Raw genomic sequence first — 19,610 nt, forward strand, 5'->3', positions numbered from 1 at the left:
CCACCGCCGGAGCGGCAGGTGTCGGCGGGATGGGTCTGAGTGTGTTCGGCGCTGAGCGCCCGGCAGGCGCGGCCGGCGCGGCGACAACGGTGTCATATGTGGACACGACGCGGTCCACGTACGACAAGCTGGTCCTGATGGTCGACGGCAAGCCGTTCTACCACAGCGGTATCCAGTTCCGGTACGAAAAGCACCGGTACAGCTACGGCTGGACCGACGCCCAGCTGAAGCCGGTGCTGGGAATGGTCGCCCAGGACGGCTTCAACGTCGTGAACATACCCATCTGGTGGTCGAAGATCGAAACCTCCAGGGACAACTTCAGCTGGGCGGACGTCGATCGGATGATCGACTGGTGCAAGGAGTACGGCCTCAAGCTCGAATTCCTGTGGTTCGGGCACGACTCCACCGGTTTCAGCTTCCCGGCTCGACTGCCGGCCTATGTCCTGAACGGCTACCAGTACGTGGTCCGTAGCGACGGCACGGAGTTGCGGAAGAAGGGCACCGGCGAGCCGGGCGAACCGCCGGAAGGCTTCGGACTGCTGGACAAGACCGACCCCAACCTGCTCAGCCGGGAGAAATACGCCCTGGGCAGGCTCATGAACCACGTCGCGGCCTACGACACCGAACACACCGTGGTGGGCGTGCAACTGCTGAACGAGCCGAACGTCTCGGGACTGTGGGACGTCAGGATCGACCGCAGCTACAGCTCCTACAGCAACGCTCTGTGGCGAAGCGGCGGGTACACCAACGCGACAGAGTTCCGCAAGGACGTGCTGCTGAACTATCTGAGCGGACTCGGCCAGGCCGTCAAGGAGTCCGACTACGTCGTCTACACCAGGTCGAATCCCAAAGGTGACGCGGATATCGCCGACAACGAGACCCGTCGCGCCCGGGGCGTCGCGTATCTCGACTTCTTCGGCTACGACCCGTACACGACCAGCGTGGACTACGTGTTCGACTACGGGCAGGACGCCTTCTGGGCCCAGGGCCGGAACTTCCCGATGATCATGGAGAACTACGCGGGAAATTCCACCGCCGACATTCTCAAGTTCAACGCCGTCGCGGGCAACGCGGCATACAACCTCTACGCGGCCGTGGACCCGGACGCCCGCAGCGGCAGCTCCGACAAGGCGCTGTACGACTTCGACCCGACGACGAAGGTGGTGACCCGCAAGGCCGTTTCCCCCAAGGTCGCCGCCATGAACCACCTGATCAACAAGATCAGTGCGGATCTCGCGACCAAGCGCCCCGCCGAGCGTGGCGGGACCAAGCTGCAGACGTTCAACCGCACCGCCGCCGCGAGCAGCAACACCACCAAGACACTCGACGGTCAGAGCGTGTCCTACGCGACCTCCAGCGGTGGGCAGGGCATCGCCGTCAAACACAGCCCCACCGAAATCGCCGTGCTCAGCACCAAGGCCGCTGCCTACACGCTGCCCGGCGGCTCGATCGGGTCCGTGGAAAGCGGCTACTACGGCAGCGACAACACCTGGGTGCGGACCGCAGCGAAGTCCTACAGCCCCTCGGGCGGAAGAATCACCATCAGCCTGAACGCGGGCGAATGCGTCCGCGTCGCCTACTCCGGCGGCTCCTCCGGTCCTGTCAGCGGGGCCACGTACAAGATCAGGAACTCGTCGACGGGCACGTACCTCGACACCGACGCGGACGGCGCGGTGGTTCTCGCCCCCGCCGGCACCTACGACGACCAGGACTGGATCCTCACCCAGACCACGTCCGGCGCCTGGACGGTCCGCAACGTCAGGACCGGGCGGTTCCACCTGACCGCCGGCGCCACCGGCAACGCCGTCTTCTGGAACTCCGGCGCCGTCGCCGCCGACTCGCTCTGGAATCTGGAACCGGTCTCCTCCGGAGGCTTCCGCCTCAACAACCAGAGCGCGGGCATCGAGTACCTCCACGCGACCTCCTCCGGCGCGGTCAGGTGGAACACCGGAGCCACCGACGCGGGCACGGTCTGGACCTTCGAACCCAAGTGACCAAGGAGACGGGCATACCCATGATTTCACCAGCAGGAAAACTCAAAGCAGTGTGCCTCGCCCTGATGTTGTCGGTCGTCGCATCCGTCGCCGGCCTGACCAACCAGGCATCGGCCGACACCACGAGACAACTGAACGCCTCGCAGATCGTCGCCGACATGGGCGCCGGCTGGAACCTGGGGAACCAGATGGAGGCCAACTCCAACGGATACCCCAGCGAAACGGCATGGGGTCAGCCGGTCATCACTCAGGCCCTCATCGACAAGGTGAAATCCGCAGGATTCAAAACCATACGCATCCCGGTCTCCTATCTGGGACACATAGGCCCCGGCCCGGACTACAGGATCAACGCCGCCTGGCTGAACAGGATCCATGAAGTCGTCAACTACGCCTACAACCGCGGCCTGTACGTGCTGATCAACATGCACGGCGACGGCTACAAGACCATCAACGGCTCCTGGCTGATCTGTGACTCGTCCAACCAGACGGCGATCAGGGCGAAGTACCAGAAGGTCTGGCAGCAGATCGCGACAAGGTTCCAGAACTACGACCAGCGCCTGATCCTGGAGTCCATGAACGAGAACTTCGACGGTCAGTTCGGCCGCCCCACCCAGCCGTGCTACTCGAACATCAACAGCTACAACCAGATCTTCGTGGACACCGTCCGGAGGACCGGTGGGAACAACGCTTCCCGGTGGCTGCTCGTTCCCGGCTGGAACACGAACATCGACTACACCGCAGGGAACTACGGCTTCGTGCTGCCGACCGACCAGTACCGCTCGCCCTCCATCCCCAGTAATGAGCAGCGCATCATGATCTCCGTTCACTACTACGACCCGTGGGACTTCGCCGGAGCGGAAAGCGGCACCATCACGCAGTGGGGGCGAGCAGCGACCAACCCGTCGAAGACGTCGACCTGGGGACAGGAAGACCATCTGGACGCGCAGTTGAAGAAGATGTACGACAAGTTCGTCGTGCGGGGATACCCGGTGGTCGTCGGTGAATACGGTGCGATCGACAAGTCGTCGTTCGATTCAGCGAACCCGAGGTATCGCGCGGACTACGTGCGCGCCGTCGTGTCCACCGCCAAGAAGTACGGAGCGGCCACGGTCTACTGGGACAACGGCGCAACCGGCCGGTACGGTTTCGGGCTGATCAACCGACGCACTCTGGCGGTGAGCCACCAGGGCGTACTCAATGCCATCATGAGCGGCCTCGGCGGCGGCGGTGGCAACCGTGATCTTCCGACGAGCACCCACACCTACGACGAATAGGACTGGGGCGCCGCGTTCCGCCCGCCACGCAGCTCCGCCCCCACCCACGCCGGCGGTGGCCAGGCTCATGCCGAGCGACACGATCGCCTTGGGTGGTGCGGAGGGAGGGGGGCGGGACGGCCGCGTCGTCGGGGCTCGTCACGCTGCCCGGCGGGCGGAGGAGGAATCAGGCCGCGGTGGTGATCGGGCGATCGGCTCCCGCGTACTGTCGGCAGGTCGTGCAGCAGGGCAGGACGGCGGCCATCGGTTCCGGACCGGCTCCCTCGATCGCCCGGCGGCGGGCTTCACCGGTCGAGGCGGGGGAGATGTGCGGAGGCGAGAACCGTTCCGCCTGCCCCCTCAGTACTGTGACTTCGCATGACCGACACCGAGATCGAGATCACCGCAGACCTGGTCCGTGACCTGTTGCAGGAGCAGCATCCGGACCTTGCCGGGCTGGCCATCCGGGAAGTGGCGGGCGGTTGGGGCAACCAAATGTGGCGCCTCGGGGACGAGTTGGCTGTGCGCATGCAGCGCATGGACCCCACCCCCGAGCTCCAGCTCAAGGAGCGGCGGTGGCTCCCCGTGCTGGCCCCGCGCCTGCCGCTCCCGGTGCCGACCCCGGTACGGTTCGGTGAACCGTCCGAGCGCTTCCCCAAGTACTGGACCGTGATGACGTGGGTTCCCGGCGAGCCGCTGGACCACGGCGCGATCAGCCGCGGCGGCCACGCGGCCGACACACTGGCGGGCTTCCTCCGGGCGCTCCATGTGGAGGCGCCCGCCGAGGCGCCGATCTCTACGGACTTCGGTGCCCACCCCAGGGACTGCACGGACGGCTTCGAGAACTTCTTCCAGGCCGTTGCCCCCGAGGACATCGCTGCTGACGTCCGGGCAGTCTGGGACGACGCGGTTGCGGCCCAGGCGTGGGAGGGCCCGCCGGTGTGGGTGCACGGCGACCTCCATCCCGCGAACGTCGTCGTCTCGGACGGAACGCTCTCGGGCATCGTCGACTTCGGTGCCATGGTCGCCGGCGATCCGGCGTGGGACCTGGCCGCCGCATGGGTGCTGTTGCCCGCGGGCACGGCCGCACGGTTCTTCGACAGGTACGCGCATGCAGACGAGGCGGCGATCCGGCGCGCCCGCGGGCTGGCCGCTATGAAGAGCCTGTTCCTGATGCTGATGGGGCAGAACGGAGATCGGGGTCTTCCCGGCGGCAAGGCACATTGGGGACCCATAGGCCGGGCGGCACTTGATCGTGTTCTGAAGGGTGTTTGATGCACGCGGCTGGGCGCGTGACGTCAGGGATCGCCGAGGAGGCGGAGGAGGCGGTGCAAGACGCGTATCTGCGCTGGAGCAGGGCCGATCGTGTGGTGATCGACCACCCGGGGGCCTGGCTCGCCAGGGTCGTCACCAACCTCTGCCTCAACCGGACCACCTCGGCCCGATGGAGTTGGCCGAGCAGCGCGATTCCCTGTCGACGGCGCTGCTGGGACATCGCCGGAGTGCTTGACTTGAGCGAGGCCAACTGCCGCCAGTTGTACCGCAGGGCCGTCCAGCGGGTGGCGACGCCCGAGGCCCGCTTCACACCGGCAGCCGAGCAGCAGCGCGAACTCGTCGAGTCCTTCGTTACAGCGGCACGTGAGGGAGATCTGGCAGGCCTGGAGAAGCTGCTCGCCGAGGACGTCACCGGGTGCGGGTCGTCGTCAACCCGGACAAACTCAGCTTCGCGGGCCGCCAGTTCGCTGCCATGGCTTCCGGGGCGTGAGCCGCGTGCGAGTGCAGACGCGAAGAGGCTGTCACATCTTCGGATGCTCGTCGGTTCCCAGCGGGTGACGGGCGCTCCACCGGGGAGCGCCCGCCCACCGAAGGGACGACGACTGCGATGACCACGATCCTGGTGACGGGCGGCACCGGAACGCTCGGCCGGCGCCTCACCGAGCGGCTGCGTGCGGACGGGCACGAGGTGAGAGTGCTGAGCCGGCGTTCCCGGCCGTACGCCGTGGACACGGTCGTGCACTGTGCGACCAACCCGCGCGGCGGCGACGAGCAGGCGGCACATCATCTGATCGAGGCGGCCCGCCGTGCCGGGGTAGGGCATCTGGCGTACATCGCGATCGTCGGCGTCGACCGGGTGCCGCTTGGCTACTACCGGACCAAGCTTGCCGTCGAAAGTGCGATCGAGGAGTCGGGGCTCGGCTGGACCGTGCTGCGCACGACGCAGTTCCACGACCTGGCGCTGCAGTTCCTCCAGGGCTCGGCGAAGCTCCCGGTCATGCTGCTCCCGGCGCAGGTCGCCGACCAGCCGATCGAGGTGGAGGAGGTCGCCGCCTACCTGGCCGAGCTCGCAACCGGGGCGCCCGCGGGGCGGGTGCCGGACATGCGCGGCCCCGAGATCCGTATGTTTCCGGAGTGGCCCGGGCCTATCTCCCTCGGCACCATCGACCCGCCCAGGACAGAATGTCCGTATGGAGGCTACCCATCGCTTTGAGGGGTCGGGGACGGGTGCGCGGGACGGCCGAAGGGTGGGACTTCGCCTCTACGACTGGTGCGAGGTGGTCCTCGACGGTCCAAACACCTTCGTGGACGCGGCCATCCGGTACTTGTGGCCGCAGGCACGGCCGGTACCCGCCCACGACGCTCTGCCGCAGGTGCGACTCGTGCTCGGCCGCATCGAGCCCGGGTTGGTGGCCGGCGCCTCACGCCGGAGGGTCACCCTCTACTCGTCGCCCGACGGTCGCGTTCCCGATTACAACGAAGGCGTCGAGTACACGGGAGCCCCCGGTGTGGACCGACTCGTCCTCAACCCGCACACGGGCAGCCACTTCCTGGTGACCGGTCACCGTGTCTGTGTGGTGAATTCCGAGTTCGAAGCGGGCATGCGCGACGCCTTACGGGTCATCAAACAGCTGGTGACCACAGCATTCGAGGCAGTGGGGGTGGTGACGGTCCACGCGTCCGCGTTCGCTGTCGGGGGCGAGGCCGTCGCCGTGGCCGGCCGCGCGGGTGCGGGCAAGACCTCGACGGTCCTCGCCGCGGTCGCGAACGGCGCCCGCATGGTGGCAAACGACAAGCTCTACGCCTGTACCGATACGGGCGGCACCCACGTCCGAGGCTGGACGGACCCCATCAGGGTGATCGACGCTCCGGGGCATCCCAAACGGAGCACCACGCTCGCCGCGTACTTCGCAGGCGACGCCGACCGTGTCGTCGAGGATCCGCTACCGCTGAGAACGGTCGTCCTGGCGCGGGTCGGCACACCGTCCGTGCCGGTTCGCTGTGAGGAACTCGACCGGGCCGCCGGCCTCCGGGAACTGCGGCGTGAGGTGCTGCCGCCCCGAGTCCGGTGGCTGGGCACGGAGCCCTCACCGGCGAGCGATCCGGCGCCGCCGACCGCCGACCGCTTTCTGTCCCTGACGTATGGCTACCGGGACGCCTCACAGGCGGTGGATCTGCTGATGCGACGCCTGCACGCCTGAGCGCGCGGGTGCGGGCGGTCGTTCGGACCTTGTGGTTCCCGTTGCCTGTGGTTTCTTCCGTAATACTCCAACTGCTGTTCATGCGCGCGACTTTGTATCACAATGGGCCGCTCGGGCGCCGCTGCCTCCCATGAGGTCGCGCGGAGCTCGCGGCACGAGGCGGGAGGGCCTGAACGTGTCCACAGGAGCACGCCGGATCGTCGCGTGGCTGGTCGGGGCCGTCTGTCTGGCCGTGGTGGTCTGGCTCGTGGTGACGGCCGTACTGGATCTGCCCACCGGTGACAGCACGGCAAGTGTCATCGCGGCCGTTGTGGCGGTGATCGGGCTCGGCCTGTCCGGGATCACTCTTCTGCGGACCCCTGGAAACACCGGATCGGCCCCCGGCGGCGGCAGAACCCTCCGGGTCCTGGCCCGGGGCAGGGGCAGCATCGCCGCAGGCGGGGACGTGCGGGGCAACGCCGTGGGAGCCCGGGCCAAGGTGAGCGGGCCGGCGGGGCCTTCCGCAGGCGGCCGTCCTGCCCGGGGCGTGCGGGACGTCGGTGCGCGCGGAACAGGTGCCATCGGAGCGGGTGGGGACATCGTCGACAACGCCATCGGCGAGGACAGTGAGCGATGAGGCTGTGGCCCTGGCTGTGGGGCTCTCGGGCGTCGCGTCCCAAGTCGTCGCCGGAGAGATCCACGACGGGACCGGGTGAGGACGAGGATCCGTCAGCTTCTCCGCCGCTCGCGGCCGTGTCAGGGACCGCGAGCGCCGTCGGCCACACGCCCGTGCCCGTGGCCGGACCCGACGGGCGGGCCGGACGCTCCGTCGTACGGGCGGACCGGGGAGCGCTGGGAGCCGGCGGCGACATGACGGGCAATGCCATCGGCCCCGGCAGCAGTACCACCTTCATCGAGCAGGTGGTGGTCGGCGGGGCTGCCGGCCAGGAGACGCCTTGTCGCCGGCAACTCGCGCCGCCGCCGCTGGGCGAGACCGCGCACCGGGCGGAAATCAGTGCGGCAGTGAAACGGGTGCTGCTGGGCAGTGAGCACGAGGGCCGGGCACCGGTGCTGTTCCTGGAGGGCTACGGCGGGATCGGCAAGACCACGGTCGCGCTGCAGACCTGTCGGCTTCCGGAAGTGGCCGAGCGCTTCCCGGGCGGAGTGGTGTGGACGGTCATCGGCCAGTCACGGACCGGTCCCGACCTGGCCGACCACATCGCGGACATCTGCGAGCACCTGTCCGGGCACCGTCCCACCACGACCGACCCCCTCCTCGTGGGTGCGCTGCTCGGAGAGATCCTCGACGAAGGCGGTCCCGCCCTCGTGGTGGTCGACGACGTCTGGAACGAGGAGCAGGTCAACGCCTTCCTCGTCGGAGGCGCCGGTTCCGCCCGGATCTTCACCGCACGCAACCGGGGTCTCGCGCCGACCGTCGCCCACATCGTCGAGGTGGGCCAGATGACGGAGGACGAAGCACGCGTGACCGCGTCGGCCGGCCTGCCCGCGGTCGACGCGTCGGTGCTGGAGAGCCTCCTCCGCTTCGCCAAGGGCTGGCCCGTCCTGCTCGGTTTGATCAACGCGTCGTTGCGGGCCCACATCCAGGCCGGTGGACCACCGGCCGAGGTGGCCGCCTGGGTCGCCCGCCTGGTCGCATCGCACGGGCCGGAGGCACTCGACGCGACGATGCCGCCCCACATGCGCCGCACGGTGGCGGCGACGGTCAGCGCCAGCCTCGACCTGCTCTCCGCCGAGGAGCGCGAGCGCTACTTCGACCTGGCCGTCTTCGACGAGGACGCCGAAGTCCCCGAACACGTCGTGGCCCTGCTGTGGAGCGTGACCGGGGGACTGGAACGCACCGAGAGCCGCAGAATGGCCGCTCTCCTGTCGTCCCTGCGTCTGGTGTCCGAACGGTGGTGCGACGGCGGACCGGCGCTCGCCGTGCACGACGTTCTGCGGTCGTACGTACGCCACCAGATGTCTCCAGCCGACCTGGTGACCCGGAACCAGTCGCTGGTGACCGCGCTGCGTGCTCTGTTGCCCGCCGGTGCGGATGCTCAGTGGTGGCTGCTGCCGCAGGGAGAGAAGTTTGCGCTGCAGTATCTTCCGTACCACCTCCAGGCGGCCCGGTTGGACGGGGAACTCGCCGAACTCGCCTGTAATCCCCGGTGGATCGAGACCCAGATCCGGCATCTGGGCTCGGTGGTCCCCGCCGTCTCCACGCTGTCCGGAATCCGCACCGCCCGGGCCGGCTCGCTCAGGACCGTACTCGACCGTGACGTCGAAATCTTCGTTCCCGAGGTCGCGCCGTCGGCCGTCGGGGTGACTCTCGCCAGCCGACTGGCCGGAACCGGGGACCTGGAAGCCGTCGTCGGACGCTACCTCGACGGGATGCCGCGACCACTGCTGCGCTCGTACTGGCCGCTGCCCGACACCGACACGGCCGCCGACGACGGCCACACCGGCCCCATCGGCGACTGTGCCGTCTCACCTCGCGGTGACGTGATCGCCACCGCGTCCGACGACCGGCTGGTGATCCTCTGGGACTTGGCCACCCTCGGGATCCGCCGTGTCCTTCGGGGGCACAGTCAGCGAGTCCGCGCCTGCGTGTTCAGTCCCGACGGATCTCGGCTGCTGTCGGCGGCCACGGACGGAACCGTCCGGGTATGGCACGTCGACGAGGGCCGTGCCCTGCACGTTCTGGGGGAGCATTCCGCCCGGGTGCTGGGATGCGCGTGGTCGCCGGACGGCAGGCGGGTGGCCTCGGTCACCGGCGACGGAACGGTGACCCTCTGGGACGCCGACACCGGCGAGAAGCAGCGTGAGATGCGCAGCCCCAGCGGAAACGAGTGGGATTGCGCCTTCGCCCCCGACGGACACGGCCTCGTCTCGGTGGGAGAGGACGGGGTCCTGCGGATGTGGGACACCGCTCGGGGCGTGGTGCGCTGGAGCACGGCCGTGCACGAGGGAAGGATCCGCTGCTGCACCTTCGCCCCGTCCGGCGCCCTGATGGCCACGGCGGGCAGCGACGCGACGGTCCGTGTGCTGCGGACCGACACGGGGCAGGTGACGCAGGTCCTGCGGGGGCACACCGACCGCGTCCGCTCCTGCGCTTTCTCACCTGACGGCACCTTGCTGGCCAGTTCCTCGGAGGACCGGACGATCCGGCTGTGGGACACGGCGAACGGACGGCAGGTCCGCCGCCTGCGCGGACACACCGACTGGGTGGGCGCCTCGGTGTTCACGGCGGACGGCCGGACGCTCGTCAGTTGCGGCGGGGACGCGACTCTGCGGACCTGGGACTTGACTGCCGATGTACCGCCCCGGACCGTACGCGCGACGCGCCGGGCCGTGGGGTGTTGCGCGTTCTCCCCGGACGGGCTGCGTGTGGTGGCCGGGCTGAGCGACGGCGTCGTCCGGCTCTTCGACGTCGGGACCGGGCGGCTGGAGTTCGAGGCCGAGGGACACGACGGCCGAGTGCTGGACTGCGCGATGTCGCCCGACGGGGACGTCGTCACCGTGGGTGGTGACGGCGAGCCGGTGCTGTGGGACGCGAGCACGGGCGCCGTCCGGCGCCGGTTCAAGCGCCATTCGGGACGCGTCTGGGGATGCGCGGTCTCTCCGGACGGCGCCTGGATGGCATCCGCGGGCGAGGACGGCGTCGTGCGGGTCCATGACCTGCGCACCGGGGACGTCGTCAACGAACTGGCGAACCACGAGGGCCACGCGCTCGGCTGCGCCTTCTCACCCGACGGAGCCCACCTGGCCTCCGTCGGGGACGACGGCAGATTGCGGCTGTGGGACAGCCGCACCGGACGCCTGGAGTCGACACTCTCCACGGGGCGGGAGACATCGCTGTGGAGCTGCCGCTTCTCACCCGACGGTTCACTCCTCGCCTCGGTCGGATCGCCCGCGGCGGCGCTCGCCCTGTGGTCGACCGCGGACCGGAGCGTGGCCACCTCCGTCCCGATAGGCGGGGACCGGATCACCGGTTGCGCGTTCTCCCCCTCGGGGCGGCAGATCGCGACGTGCGGCGACGAGGGCTATCTGGGTGTGTGGGACGTGGCCACGGGCACGCCCCTCACCGGAATCCGGGTCGCCTATCCGCTGCACCGATGTGCCTGGTCGGACACGGGCGCCGGGTCCGTGATCGCCGCCGCGGGCAACGGTGGGTTGTACCTCTTCGCCTACGAGGACGAGTGAGGTCTCACGACTCCGGCTCGTGCCGAATGAAGCCGTGCCGTGAGTACGACGCCGTCTGTACCAGCTCGGTCACCAGCCGACCGGGGGTGTGCTCACGGATGGCCGCCAGGAACTCCCGTGTCCCCCCGGCGAACAGCCGCGGGGTGATGTCGGGGTGGTCCAGGAGCGAGACCCCGGGCGCCAGGGGATAGGCGCGCCCGTTCAGGGTCAGTCGGTCTTCGGACTGCGTGATGTGCAGGGAGCGCGACGCGGTCATTCCCCATCCGTGCGGGACGACGAGGCGATCCTCCCCGGCCAGGAGGCGTACGGCGTTGAGACCGCCAACGGCGGGCCGGAACATGGCGATCGGCCGTCCCACCGCGCTGAACACGGGCACCTCCTCGTCGGGCTCGCACAGGTAGCAGCCGATCGCCGCGGAGGCGGGCGTCGGCATGAAGTAATGGTGCTTGTGATATTCGCCGACGATGGCGATGCGCCCGTTCAGCAGCATGGTCGCCATGAAGCGGTGCCGCAGGATGTTGAACCGCAGCAGCATCTGTGCGAGGTCCGCGAAGAGTTCCGCCTTGTGCCCGATCAGGAGTCGGATGCGCCGTTCCCCCTCGAAGACGTGCACCGAGTCCGCGAACCAGTTTCCCGGCGTGGGGCACAATCCGTTGAACTGGTCCTTGAACTCCTTCTCGTTGCTGTGCAGCAGCAGCGCGTATCTGCCGTCGCTCACTCGGCGGCAGGTCAGGATGAAATGGTTGCCCCGGTCGAAGTTCCACTCGTAACTGCTGTCATCGGCGATGCGCCCGCGCAGTGCGCTCACCGCCTCCTCGGTGAAGGCCTCCGCCGGGTCTCCGTCGAGCCAGAAGACCGACGACGTGTCGATGTTCATCGTGGTGTCCACGGGAACCACTGGAACGCGGCATTCCCATTCGACGAGACAGCCGGTGGCGAATCCCCCGGCCAGTCGCAGGACGTCGTAGGGGATGCCCAGGTCGGCGGCGGGGCTGAGCCGGCAGTCCGCCCGGGGATCCAGTGTGCGCAAGGCCCTGCGCAAGAGCGATTCGGTCCTCCGGAGATGGGGGACGAGGAATTGCTGTGCCCGGTCGTGCTCGACTATTCCGTCCGGTTCGGACACCGGTCGTGCTCCTCTTCCGAGGGGGCGGTGAGGTGAACGCAGTGGGCTTGTCTACTGAGCGACGGCGGCGGCTTCGATGGTCCGCAGAGTGTCGTCGGTGAGGGTGAGTCCTGCCGCTCCCACCCAACCGTCGACCTGCCGAGGAAGGCGTGCGCCGACGATCGCCCCGCTCACTCCGGGCCGGCTGAGCACCCAGGCCAGTGCGAGCTCGGAAACGGTGTGGCCGAGTGAGGCGGCGATCGTCCGCAGGGCGTCGACGACGGCCAGTTTCCGGGTCAGTGCGGGCTCGGCGAATTTGGCGGACCTCCTGCGCCAGTCGTCGGGCGCGAGGTTCTCGACGCGTTCACGGTCGAAGGCTCCGGTCAACAGCCCGGACGCCAGAGGGGAATAAGCGATGACGCCCGTGCCGTGGTCCAGACACCAGTCGAGGAGCGGAAGCGACCTGCGGTCGAGAAGGCTCAGTGAGGGCTGCAGCGAGTCGACGTGCCGGACAGCCTCGCAGCGGTCGAGCAGTTCACGGTCCACATTCGACAGCCCGATCCAGCGGACCTTGCCCTCGTCGACGAGTTCTCCGAGGGTGGCCCAGGAGTCCTCGATGGGAGTTCCGGTCCGGGTGTCCGGCCGGTGGACCTGGTAGAGGTCGATCCGCTCCACACCAAGGCGTTTCAGGCTGGCCTCGCACTCCTGGCGGATGCTGCTCGGCCGCAGGTCGGACACGACCTTTCCCGGATCCCGGGTGTCCCAGACGCGCCCGCACTTGGTGAAGACCAACGGCCGCTCGCCCGGTCCGAGTTGTCGTAAAGCGCTGCCCACGACCTCTTCGGAGTGGCCGCACCCGTAGGCGGGAGCGGTGTCGAGCCAATTGAGGCCTCTGTCGACCGCATGGAGGACGGTCCGTACCGAAACGGCGTCGTCGACCGGCCCCCACCCGTACTCGTACGGTCCGCCGATGGCCCAGGTGCCCAGTCCCAGGCGCGTGATCTCAGGGCCTTCGCGACCCAACCGCATGCTGTCGGGCTGCTCCTGGACCGCCTGCGATCGCGCTTTGTCTGGGTTCACGGTGGCGCATCCTACTTGAGGTGCAACTGGCTGTCGAGGTAAGGGTTTTGGAGCGATGAGTATTTGATCCCATGTGATCACCCGCGCTCATGGTCTCCGTTTCGTTGAGCGCTGCCGCCCTGTTCTTCGTCGGGCTGGGCATGGGGCGGACTGCTGATCAGCCGTCCTTGCCGCCCATCGCCTTGCGGACGGCGTCGCGGGTCCGGTCGATCACGGCGGCCATGGGGCCGACGGCGATGTTCTGCGCCCCGGTCTCCACTCCCGGATGCGGGTGGGTGGGCGCCATGGCCTCGGCAGCGCGGACCGCGGTGGCCATCATCGAGAGCTGCCGCGCTCCGGCCTTCTCGCGCAGCCGGGGGAACTCGTACTGCTCCTCGGAGGCCGCGTGCTGCAGCACCTCGGCGCGCAGCTCCCGAAAGGCGGGCATGAACCCGGGGTCGTCGGGGTCCATGTCGTCGAGCCGGCTCAGTTTCTCCTTCGCGGCCCGCTCTTCCTCCAGCCGGTCGTCGACCACCTGCTCGCCGTCCTCCAGGAAGCGGCGGGCCGCGGGGTGGACCACTTCCTCCTCGGCCGTTTCGTGGACGGCCAGCAGGCGGACGAGTCCGCGGAATGCCTCGGCCCGGTCGCCCGCAGTGGCGTTCTCCACCTCGGCGAAGAGGTTGCGGATGCGGTGGTGCTGCTGCGTCAGCAGCGTCACGACGTCGTCGTTCTCGCCCGCGTCGTCCATGTGCGGCATGGCGTCGGTCAAGAGGTCCTCCTGCGTGCGGTTCCGGACCGGGCGCCGGGCCCGGAGTACCGGCGGACTGGGCCCGTCCAGGCTCTCGCCGGTGACGGGCGGTCGCTACCGCACAGGGCCGAACGGGAAAGGGCGTGGGCGTTCCGCACGGACCGTCCTGGTCCGTGCGGAACGTCCACGCTCATCACGGGTGGGTGTCGTCACTGCTCCGTCAGGGTGACTTCGTCGCAGTAGCCGTCACCACTGCCGGAGACGAGGTGGCAGTAGACGCGCGCCGTGGTCACGCCCGTCCCGGTCGTGAAGGTCGTCGACTGCTTGGAGTAGGTGCTCGACGTGGTCGAGGCACTCGTGACGGCGGATCCGTTGTAGAGCTTGGCCTCCAGTGCCGTCGTCGTGCCGGCGGTCTGGCTCCTGATCGCGCCGCTCAGCCGGTAGGTGGTGTTCGGCTTGAGGGTGTAGACCAGTTGCCACAGGGTGGCGCCGCTCAGGGACGCGTTCGTCAGTCCGGCGGCGTTGCCGTTGGACGACGTGCTCGTGAGGGAGAAGTCGCCGTTGCGCCAGGGCACGGTGTGGCCGGACTCGAAGTTGCCGTTGATGACGTGGTTCTTGACGGGGGAGACGGCGAGATCGTCGCAGTAGCCGTTCCCGCTGCCGGAGCTCTTGTAGCAGTACAGGCGCACGGTGCTGTTCGCCGCCCCGGTGGTGAAGTCGGCGGACACATAGGTCCACGCGGTGCCGCTCGCGCTCGCCACCGTCTCTAGGCCGCCGGTGTTCTTGACGCCGACGTTCATGACCTCGCCCGCGACAGCGGACTTCACCCAGCCCGAGACGCGGTACGTCGTCCGGGGCCCGACGGGGACGTACTGTTCGACGGAGGCGGGCGACGGTCCGACCCGGGCCGCGTAGGTTCCGCTGTGGGCGCCCGAGTTCACCACGGATGCGGAGTTCCACGCGCTCCACGCCGTGAGCGACCCCTTCTCGAAGCCGAGGTTCTCGTTCGCGAGGCAGGTCGCGTCGGACGGCGTGCTGTACTGGTCGGCGCCGATGTCGGGTGCGCAGACCGCCGGGACGGGGGAGCCCCAGTAGTCCTTGCCGCCGTTGTCGGGGATGACGACGCCCGCGCCGATGGCCGGAGACCCTGCGGTCAGCTGGTAGCCGTCGACGGAGCCGATGCCCGTGCCGCCGCTGCCGGGCGAGGCCAGCAGCGGATCCGCGGTGATGTTCCCGTTGCCGGTCGGCTCGCCGGCCGGGTGGTTGCCGTAGAAGAGGTTGTTGCGCCAGGAGAAGTTCGAGGCCGGCTGGCCGGACGTGTAGACGTAGTCGCCGCTGCCCAGGTTGTAGACGAGGTTGTTGGCGAGGGTGAGGTCGTTCCAGGCGCCCGAGACCTCGAAGACGTTCGCGGTGGATCCCGACGGAATGTAGATCGTGTTGTTGTAGAACGTGGAGTCCTGGGAGCCCAGCATGTTGACGACACGAAGACGGTCGTTCTCGCTGACGTTGTAGCGGACCACCGCGTTGCTGCTGAGGCGTGAGCCTCCGCCGCAGCCGCAGAAGAGGAGGAACCCGCCCTCGTTGTCGTGGCTGTAGTTGTACTGGACGACGGTGCCGTCCTGGCCGTAGTCGACGTCGAAGCCCTGGCCGTCGGGGTTCCCGGAGTTCTTCTTGGTCCCGTACGCCTCGTTGTACTGGATGACGGTCCCGTCGGAGTCCCAGGCCCAGATGCCGGCGTTCGCCGCGTTGCTCGCCTTCGCCGCGTTGTAGACGACGTTGTGCTCGATGAGGGCGTCCTTGGACATCTGCACGACGATGCCGTCGCCGTCGGTGTCGTGGACGGTGTTGTTCCTGACGACGACGCCGGTCCAGGGGGTCCAGGCCGGGTTGTTGCAGCCGATGGACGGCCGGCACAGCCAGGTGCTCGACATGTTGATACCGCTGCGGGCGATGTCGGCGACGGTGTTGCCGTCGATGACGACGTCGTTGAAGGCACTCGGTGTCGTCGTCCCGAGAACGGCGAAGAGAATGCCGGCGCTGCCGTCGACCTCCTTCGAGTTGTTGCCGTTCACGTCGTGGATATCGAGGTTGCTGATCTTGTAGTGGTTACCCGTGCCGTAGTTCTCCAGGACCACGTAGACACCGCGCCGCGCGTTCGCGCCCTTGACCGCGCCGGTGTTCGTCACCTCCAGGTTGGAGATCTCCCAGTACTCCTGGTTGTAGAGGTAGATGGCATCTGTGGCGCCGCCCGCGGCGATGACCGGCAGGGCGCCCGTGCCGTAGGCGTCGATGGAGATCGACCCGCCTGCCGCGCTGCCCGAACCCAGCGGGTGCAAGGTGCCCGAGCAGGTCGTCCCTCTCTTCAGCAGCAGCTGGTCGCCTGGCGCGAAGGTCTTGGCGTTCGGGCCCGCCAGCGAGTTCCACGGCGAGTCGGAGGTGCCGGTGCCGTTGGCGGCCGCCGAGCAGTCCACGTAGTAGGACGAGCCCGCGGCGTGTGCCGGTACGGCCGGTGTCAGCGCCACGGCGGCGCAGGCGAGCAGCAGGGTGGCGACCACGCCCGCGAGGAACCGTCTGATCTCTGTGGCATGTCTCATGGTGTCTCTCCCCGTACAGCACTGTCGGGATGGGTGGAGGGGCTCGCCGTGGCCTTGCGGAGCGCGGCGACGATGGCCTGCGTGGGAGCGGCCTGGTTCGGCCAGTCGGCGGCCACGTGTCCGTCGGCGCCGATCAGGAGGGTGTGGAGCTGTCCGTCCCTGGGCAGCTGTGGGCCGGCGGAGGGCGAGTCCGCAGTGACCAGCAGTCCGGGCGGGAGGGCCCAGTTCGCCGCGAAGTTCCGCAGTGCGGCGTCGGTCGTACGGCCGTCGGAGTCGGTGATGAGGACCCGGACACCGGGATACTGCAGGGCCACGCTCTTGAGCGACGGGATCTGGCTGCGCGCCGCCGCCGCGTCGACGTCGCCCTGGTCGTCGATGGGCAGGGCGGAGAGGACGGCCGGGCCCGAGACGGGAGTCCGGCCCCCGTCGAGGAGGGCCGCGTCGGAGCCGGCCGGCACGTCGGCACGGCACGCGGTGACGAGGAGCAGCGCGGCGGCGAACGGGATCATCGTGAGGAGATGAGCCCGTCTCCCGCGGACATGGGTATGGCTCGGTGGAAGCATCTTTGCTCCGCTCTGTCCACAACGGGATGGTGGGTGACGTGACTCCGGCGCGGGCCGGGGAGATCTGCGGCTACTTCTCTGACATCACCGGGTCGGCCCTCCCGGAGGGAGGACGGGGGCTTCGAGGGCTTCGTCGCGGTCGCACACGAGGGTGTCTCCGCTCACCCGCAGCCGGGCGACCTGGATCGAGCTTCGGCGGTCGTCGTAACCGCTGTGCCGCCCCGCGTTCTCGCCGGAGCGCCCGGGGTGCGTGAAGTAGAAGACGAAGGCGCCGAGTTCGCTGGTGACGACATCGGCGTGGAGGCCGTGGGCCGCGTCGTCCGTGCCCCGGCCCGGACGATCGAGGATGAGCCCGTGCGGTTCCCAGGTCTCCAGGTCCCCGGAGCGGAGAACCCGCAGGCCGTGCCATTTCGTCGACGAGCATCCAGTAACTGCCGCCGAGTTCGAAGACGTTGGGGCCTTCGTGTTCCGAGCACTCGACGGCAGGTCCCCGGACGGTCCATCGTGTCAGGTCGTCGCTGTCCGCGGCGTAGGTGTGCTGATGGTCGGCCTCGTCCTTGTACCACATGCGGTAGCCGCCCGTGGGGAGCCGCAGGACGCAGGCGTCGATCACTGTGTCGGACGACAACGACAGGGTGGAGCGGTAGGTCCAGGAGAAGAGGTCGTGGCTCGTGTAGTGGCGGATCAGGCGTGGGTGGCCCTCCCACCGCGACGGAACACCGCGGACGACACTGACGAACATGTGGTACTCGGTTCCGTCGTCGACGATCTCGGGGGCCCAGTAGGTGTGCCGGCCGGGCTCGATGTCCAGCCCCTGGGCCGTTCCCCGGTACAGCCAGGTGGCTCCGCCGTCCACGGACGAGGCGATCCCGATGTCGGTCCCGTGCACCCAGCTCACGTCGTCGACCGGCGGGGCGTCGGCGCGGCGGTTCGTGTAGAACATCCACCACTCGCGGGCGTTCCGGTTCCAGATGACGGTGGGGTCGGCCGCGCCGTCGTGAACGGGGTCCCGGAACAGGGGGCGGGCCATGGCTGTCATCGGTGCTTCCCAGGGGGTCGTGGGCGGTCGGAGATCGGCGTCGTCAGTTCCGCCGGGGTGTCAGGCGGATCGTGTTCCAGGACAGCGGTTCGAGTTCGGCGTGGAGGACACCGTCGGTGAGGGTGGTTCCGGCGGCGGTGTGCGGGGTGACGCGGTCGGGCCGGTCCGCGGTGTTCGCGGCCTCCGGGTCGCTGTCGGCCAGGACCAGGTGCTCCACCAGGGTGTGGTCGCCGGCACCGCGCAGGTCGATCCGCAGCGGCAGGGCGTCCGTCTGCCCACGGTTGACGGCGAAGACGGTGATGTCGCCGGTCTCGTCGTCCATTACGGCGGTGGCGTGGAGCAACGGCACCTCCCCGAACCTGGCCGTGGGATACGTCGGGCTGTCCACCTCCACCCGGAGGACCCGGCCCCGTCCGTACGCCGAAGCCTGGGCGAACGGGTAGAAGGTGGTCTGCCGCCAGGCCGCGCCCCCCGGCTCGGTCATGATCGGCGCGATGACGTTGACGAGCTGCGCGAGGGAGGCGGCGGTGACCCGGTCGGCGTGCCGCAGCAAGGCGATGAGCAGCGAGCCGAAGACCACGGCGTCGGTGACGGTGTAGACGTCCTCCAGCAGGCGCGGTGCCTGCTGCCAGTCCTCCACGTGGTGCGGGTTGGGCCGCTTCTGGTACCAGACGTTCCACTCGTCGAAGGAGAGGTCGATGCGCTTGGCCGCCTTGAGGCGGGCGCGGACGTGGTCGCAGGTGGCGACGACCGACTCGATGAAGTGCTCCATGTCCACGGCGGAGGCCAGGAAGGAGTCGCGGTCGCCGTCGGTCTCCTCGTAGTAGGCGTGCAGGGAGACGTAGTCGACGAGGTCGTACGCGGCCTGCAGGACGGTCGACTCCCAGGCGGCGAAGGTCGGCATGGATGAGCTGGAACTGCCGCAGGCGACCAGCTCCAGGCCGGGGTCGACCTGCCGCATGGCGCGGGCGGTCTCGGCGGCGAGGCGGCCGTACTCCTCCGGGGTCTTGTGCCCGGTCTGCCAGGGGCCGTCCATCTCGTTGCCCAGGCACCACATCCGGATGCCGAACGGCTCCTTGTCGCCGTGGGCGATGCGCCGGTCGGACAGCTCGGTGCCGCCGGGGTGGTTGCAGTACTCCAGCAGCCGTACGGCGTCCTCGACGCCGCGGGTGCCGAGGTTGACGGCCATCATCGGCTCCATGCCGGTCTTCGCGCAGAAGCCCATGAACTCGCTGAGGCCGAACTCGTTGGTCTCGATGGACTTCCAGGCCAGGTCCAGCCGGGCCGGGCGCTCCTCGCGCGGGCCCACGCTGTCCTCCCAGCGGTAGCCGGAGACGAAGTTGCCGCCGGGGTAGCGGACCGTGGTCACGCCCAGCTCCCGGACCAGCTCCAGGACGTCCTGGCGCAGCCCGTCCGCGTCGGCGGCGGGGTGGCCGGGCTCGTAGATGCCGGTGTAGACGCAGCGGCCCATGTGCTCGACGAACGAGCCGTACAGACGAGGGTCGACGGTGCCGACGGCGAAGGCCGGGTCGAGGGTGAATCTCGCGGGGGTGGTGCCGGGGTGGGACATGACTGCCTTTCGGACGAACCGGGGTGAGGG

At 68.9% G+C, this 19,610-nt stretch carries 13 protein-coding genes and 1 pseudogene; 8 read left to right on the forward strand and 6 right to left on the reverse strand.

Annotation, left to right across the window (positions count from 1 at the left end):
• Window positions 1–98 precede the first annotated feature (98 nt).
• From ABZ386_RS08195 to ABZ386_RS08230, 8 genes and pseudogenes are all read left to right on the forward strand, one after another.
• Window positions 99–1,994: a DUF4978 domain-containing protein gene (locus ABZ386_RS08195; protein ID WP_358964254.1), complete on the forward strand. Its 1,896-nt coding sequence runs from the start codon at window positions 99–101 to the stop codon at window positions 1,992–1,994.
• Window positions 1,991–3,268 (forward strand): glycoside hydrolase family 5 protein, encoded by a 1,278-nt coding sequence (locus ABZ386_RS08200; protein ID WP_351336283.1) that lies wholly within the window; start codon window positions 1,991–1,993, stop codon window positions 3,266–3,268. The genes ABZ386_RS08195 and ABZ386_RS08200 overlap by 4 nt, the downstream gene beginning before the upstream one ends.
• 357 nt (window positions 3,269–3,625) lie before the next feature.
• Window positions 3,626–4,522 (forward strand): aminoglycoside phosphotransferase family protein, encoded by an 897-nt coding sequence (locus ABZ386_RS08205; RefSeq protein WP_358964257.1) that lies wholly within the window; start codon window positions 3,626–3,628, stop codon window positions 4,520–4,522.
• Window positions 4,522–5,133 carry a sigma factor gene (locus tag ABZ386_RS08210; protein ID WP_351336277.1) on the forward strand — a complete coding sequence of 204 codons (612 nt, stop codon included), beginning with the start codon at window positions 4,522–4,524 and terminating at the stop codon, window positions 5,131–5,133. The genes ABZ386_RS08205 and ABZ386_RS08210 overlap by 1 nt, the downstream gene beginning before the upstream one ends.
• Window positions 5,130–5,674, forward strand: a pseudogene (locus ABZ386_RS08215) (NAD(P)H-binding protein); the annotation flags it as partial. The gene ABZ386_RS08210 and the pseudogene ABZ386_RS08215, both read left to right, overlap by 4 nt.
• Before the next feature lie 95 nt (window positions 5,675–5,769).
• Window positions 5,770–6,723, forward strand: coding sequence for a hypothetical protein (locus ABZ386_RS08220; protein WP_351337185.1), 954 nt, complete (start codon window positions 5,770–5,772; stop codon window positions 6,721–6,723).
• Window positions 6,724–6,898: 175 nt separating this feature from the next.
• A complete protein-coding gene (locus tag ABZ386_RS08225) occupies window positions 6,899–7,339 on the forward strand; it encodes a hypothetical protein (protein WP_355718307.1) in 441 nt (146 codons plus the stop codon).
• A 116-nt stretch (window positions 7,340–7,455) separates the two neighbouring features.
• Entirely contained in the window at window positions 7,456–10,905 is a 3,450-nt protein-coding gene (locus ABZ386_RS08230; RefSeq protein ID WP_358964260.1) for an NB-ARC domain-containing protein, read from the forward strand.
• Between the two features lie 4 nt (window positions 10,906–10,909).
• Here the strand turns inward: ABZ386_RS08230 and ABZ386_RS08235 are convergent, their stop codons facing one another.
• From ABZ386_RS08235 to ABZ386_RS08260, 6 genes are all read right to left on the reverse strand, one after another.
• Window positions 10,910–12,028, reverse strand: a complete 1,119-nt coding sequence (locus ABZ386_RS08235) for a hypothetical protein (RefSeq protein ID WP_358964263.1) — start codon at window positions 12,026–12,028, stop codon at window positions 10,910–10,912.
• Between the two features lie 51 nt (window positions 12,029–12,079).
• Complete coding sequence (locus ABZ386_RS08240) at window positions 12,080–13,087, reverse strand: aldo/keto reductase (RefSeq protein ID WP_355718314.1); 1,008 nt, start codon at window positions 13,085–13,087, stop codon at window positions 12,080–12,082.
• Window positions 13,088–13,244: 157 nt separating this feature from the next.
• The gene (locus ABZ386_RS08245) at window positions 13,245–13,835 is read right to left on the reverse strand and encodes a hemerythrin domain-containing protein (RefSeq protein ID WP_351336265.1); all 591 of its coding nucleotides are present in this window, start codon (window positions 13,833–13,835) and stop codon (window positions 13,245–13,247) included.
• A gap of 188 nt (window positions 13,836–14,023) precedes the next feature.
• On the reverse strand, window positions 14,024–16,408 hold the full coding sequence (locus ABZ386_RS08250; protein WP_358964267.1) for a carbohydrate binding domain-containing protein: 2,385 nt from the start codon (window positions 16,406–16,408) through the stop codon (window positions 14,024–14,026).
• Window positions 16,405–16,917, reverse strand: coding sequence for a hypothetical protein (locus ABZ386_RS08255; protein ID WP_356620022.1), 513 nt, complete (start codon window positions 16,915–16,917; stop codon window positions 16,405–16,407). Before ABZ386_RS08255 ends, ABZ386_RS08250 begins: the two co-directional genes overlap by 4 nt.
• Window positions 16,918–18,053: 1,136 nt before the next feature.
• A complete protein-coding gene (locus tag ABZ386_RS08260) occupies window positions 18,054–19,580 on the reverse strand; it encodes an alpha-N-arabinofuranosidase (protein WP_358964270.1) in 1,527 nt (508 codons plus the stop codon).
• Window positions 19,581–19,610 lie beyond the last annotated feature (30 nt).

Origin of the sequence: Streptomyces sp. NPDC006140, assembly GCF_040628815.1 — a bacterium.
In the GTDB taxonomy this organism is placed as follows: Bacteria; Actinomycetota; Actinomycetes; order Streptomycetales; family Streptomycetaceae; genus Streptomyces.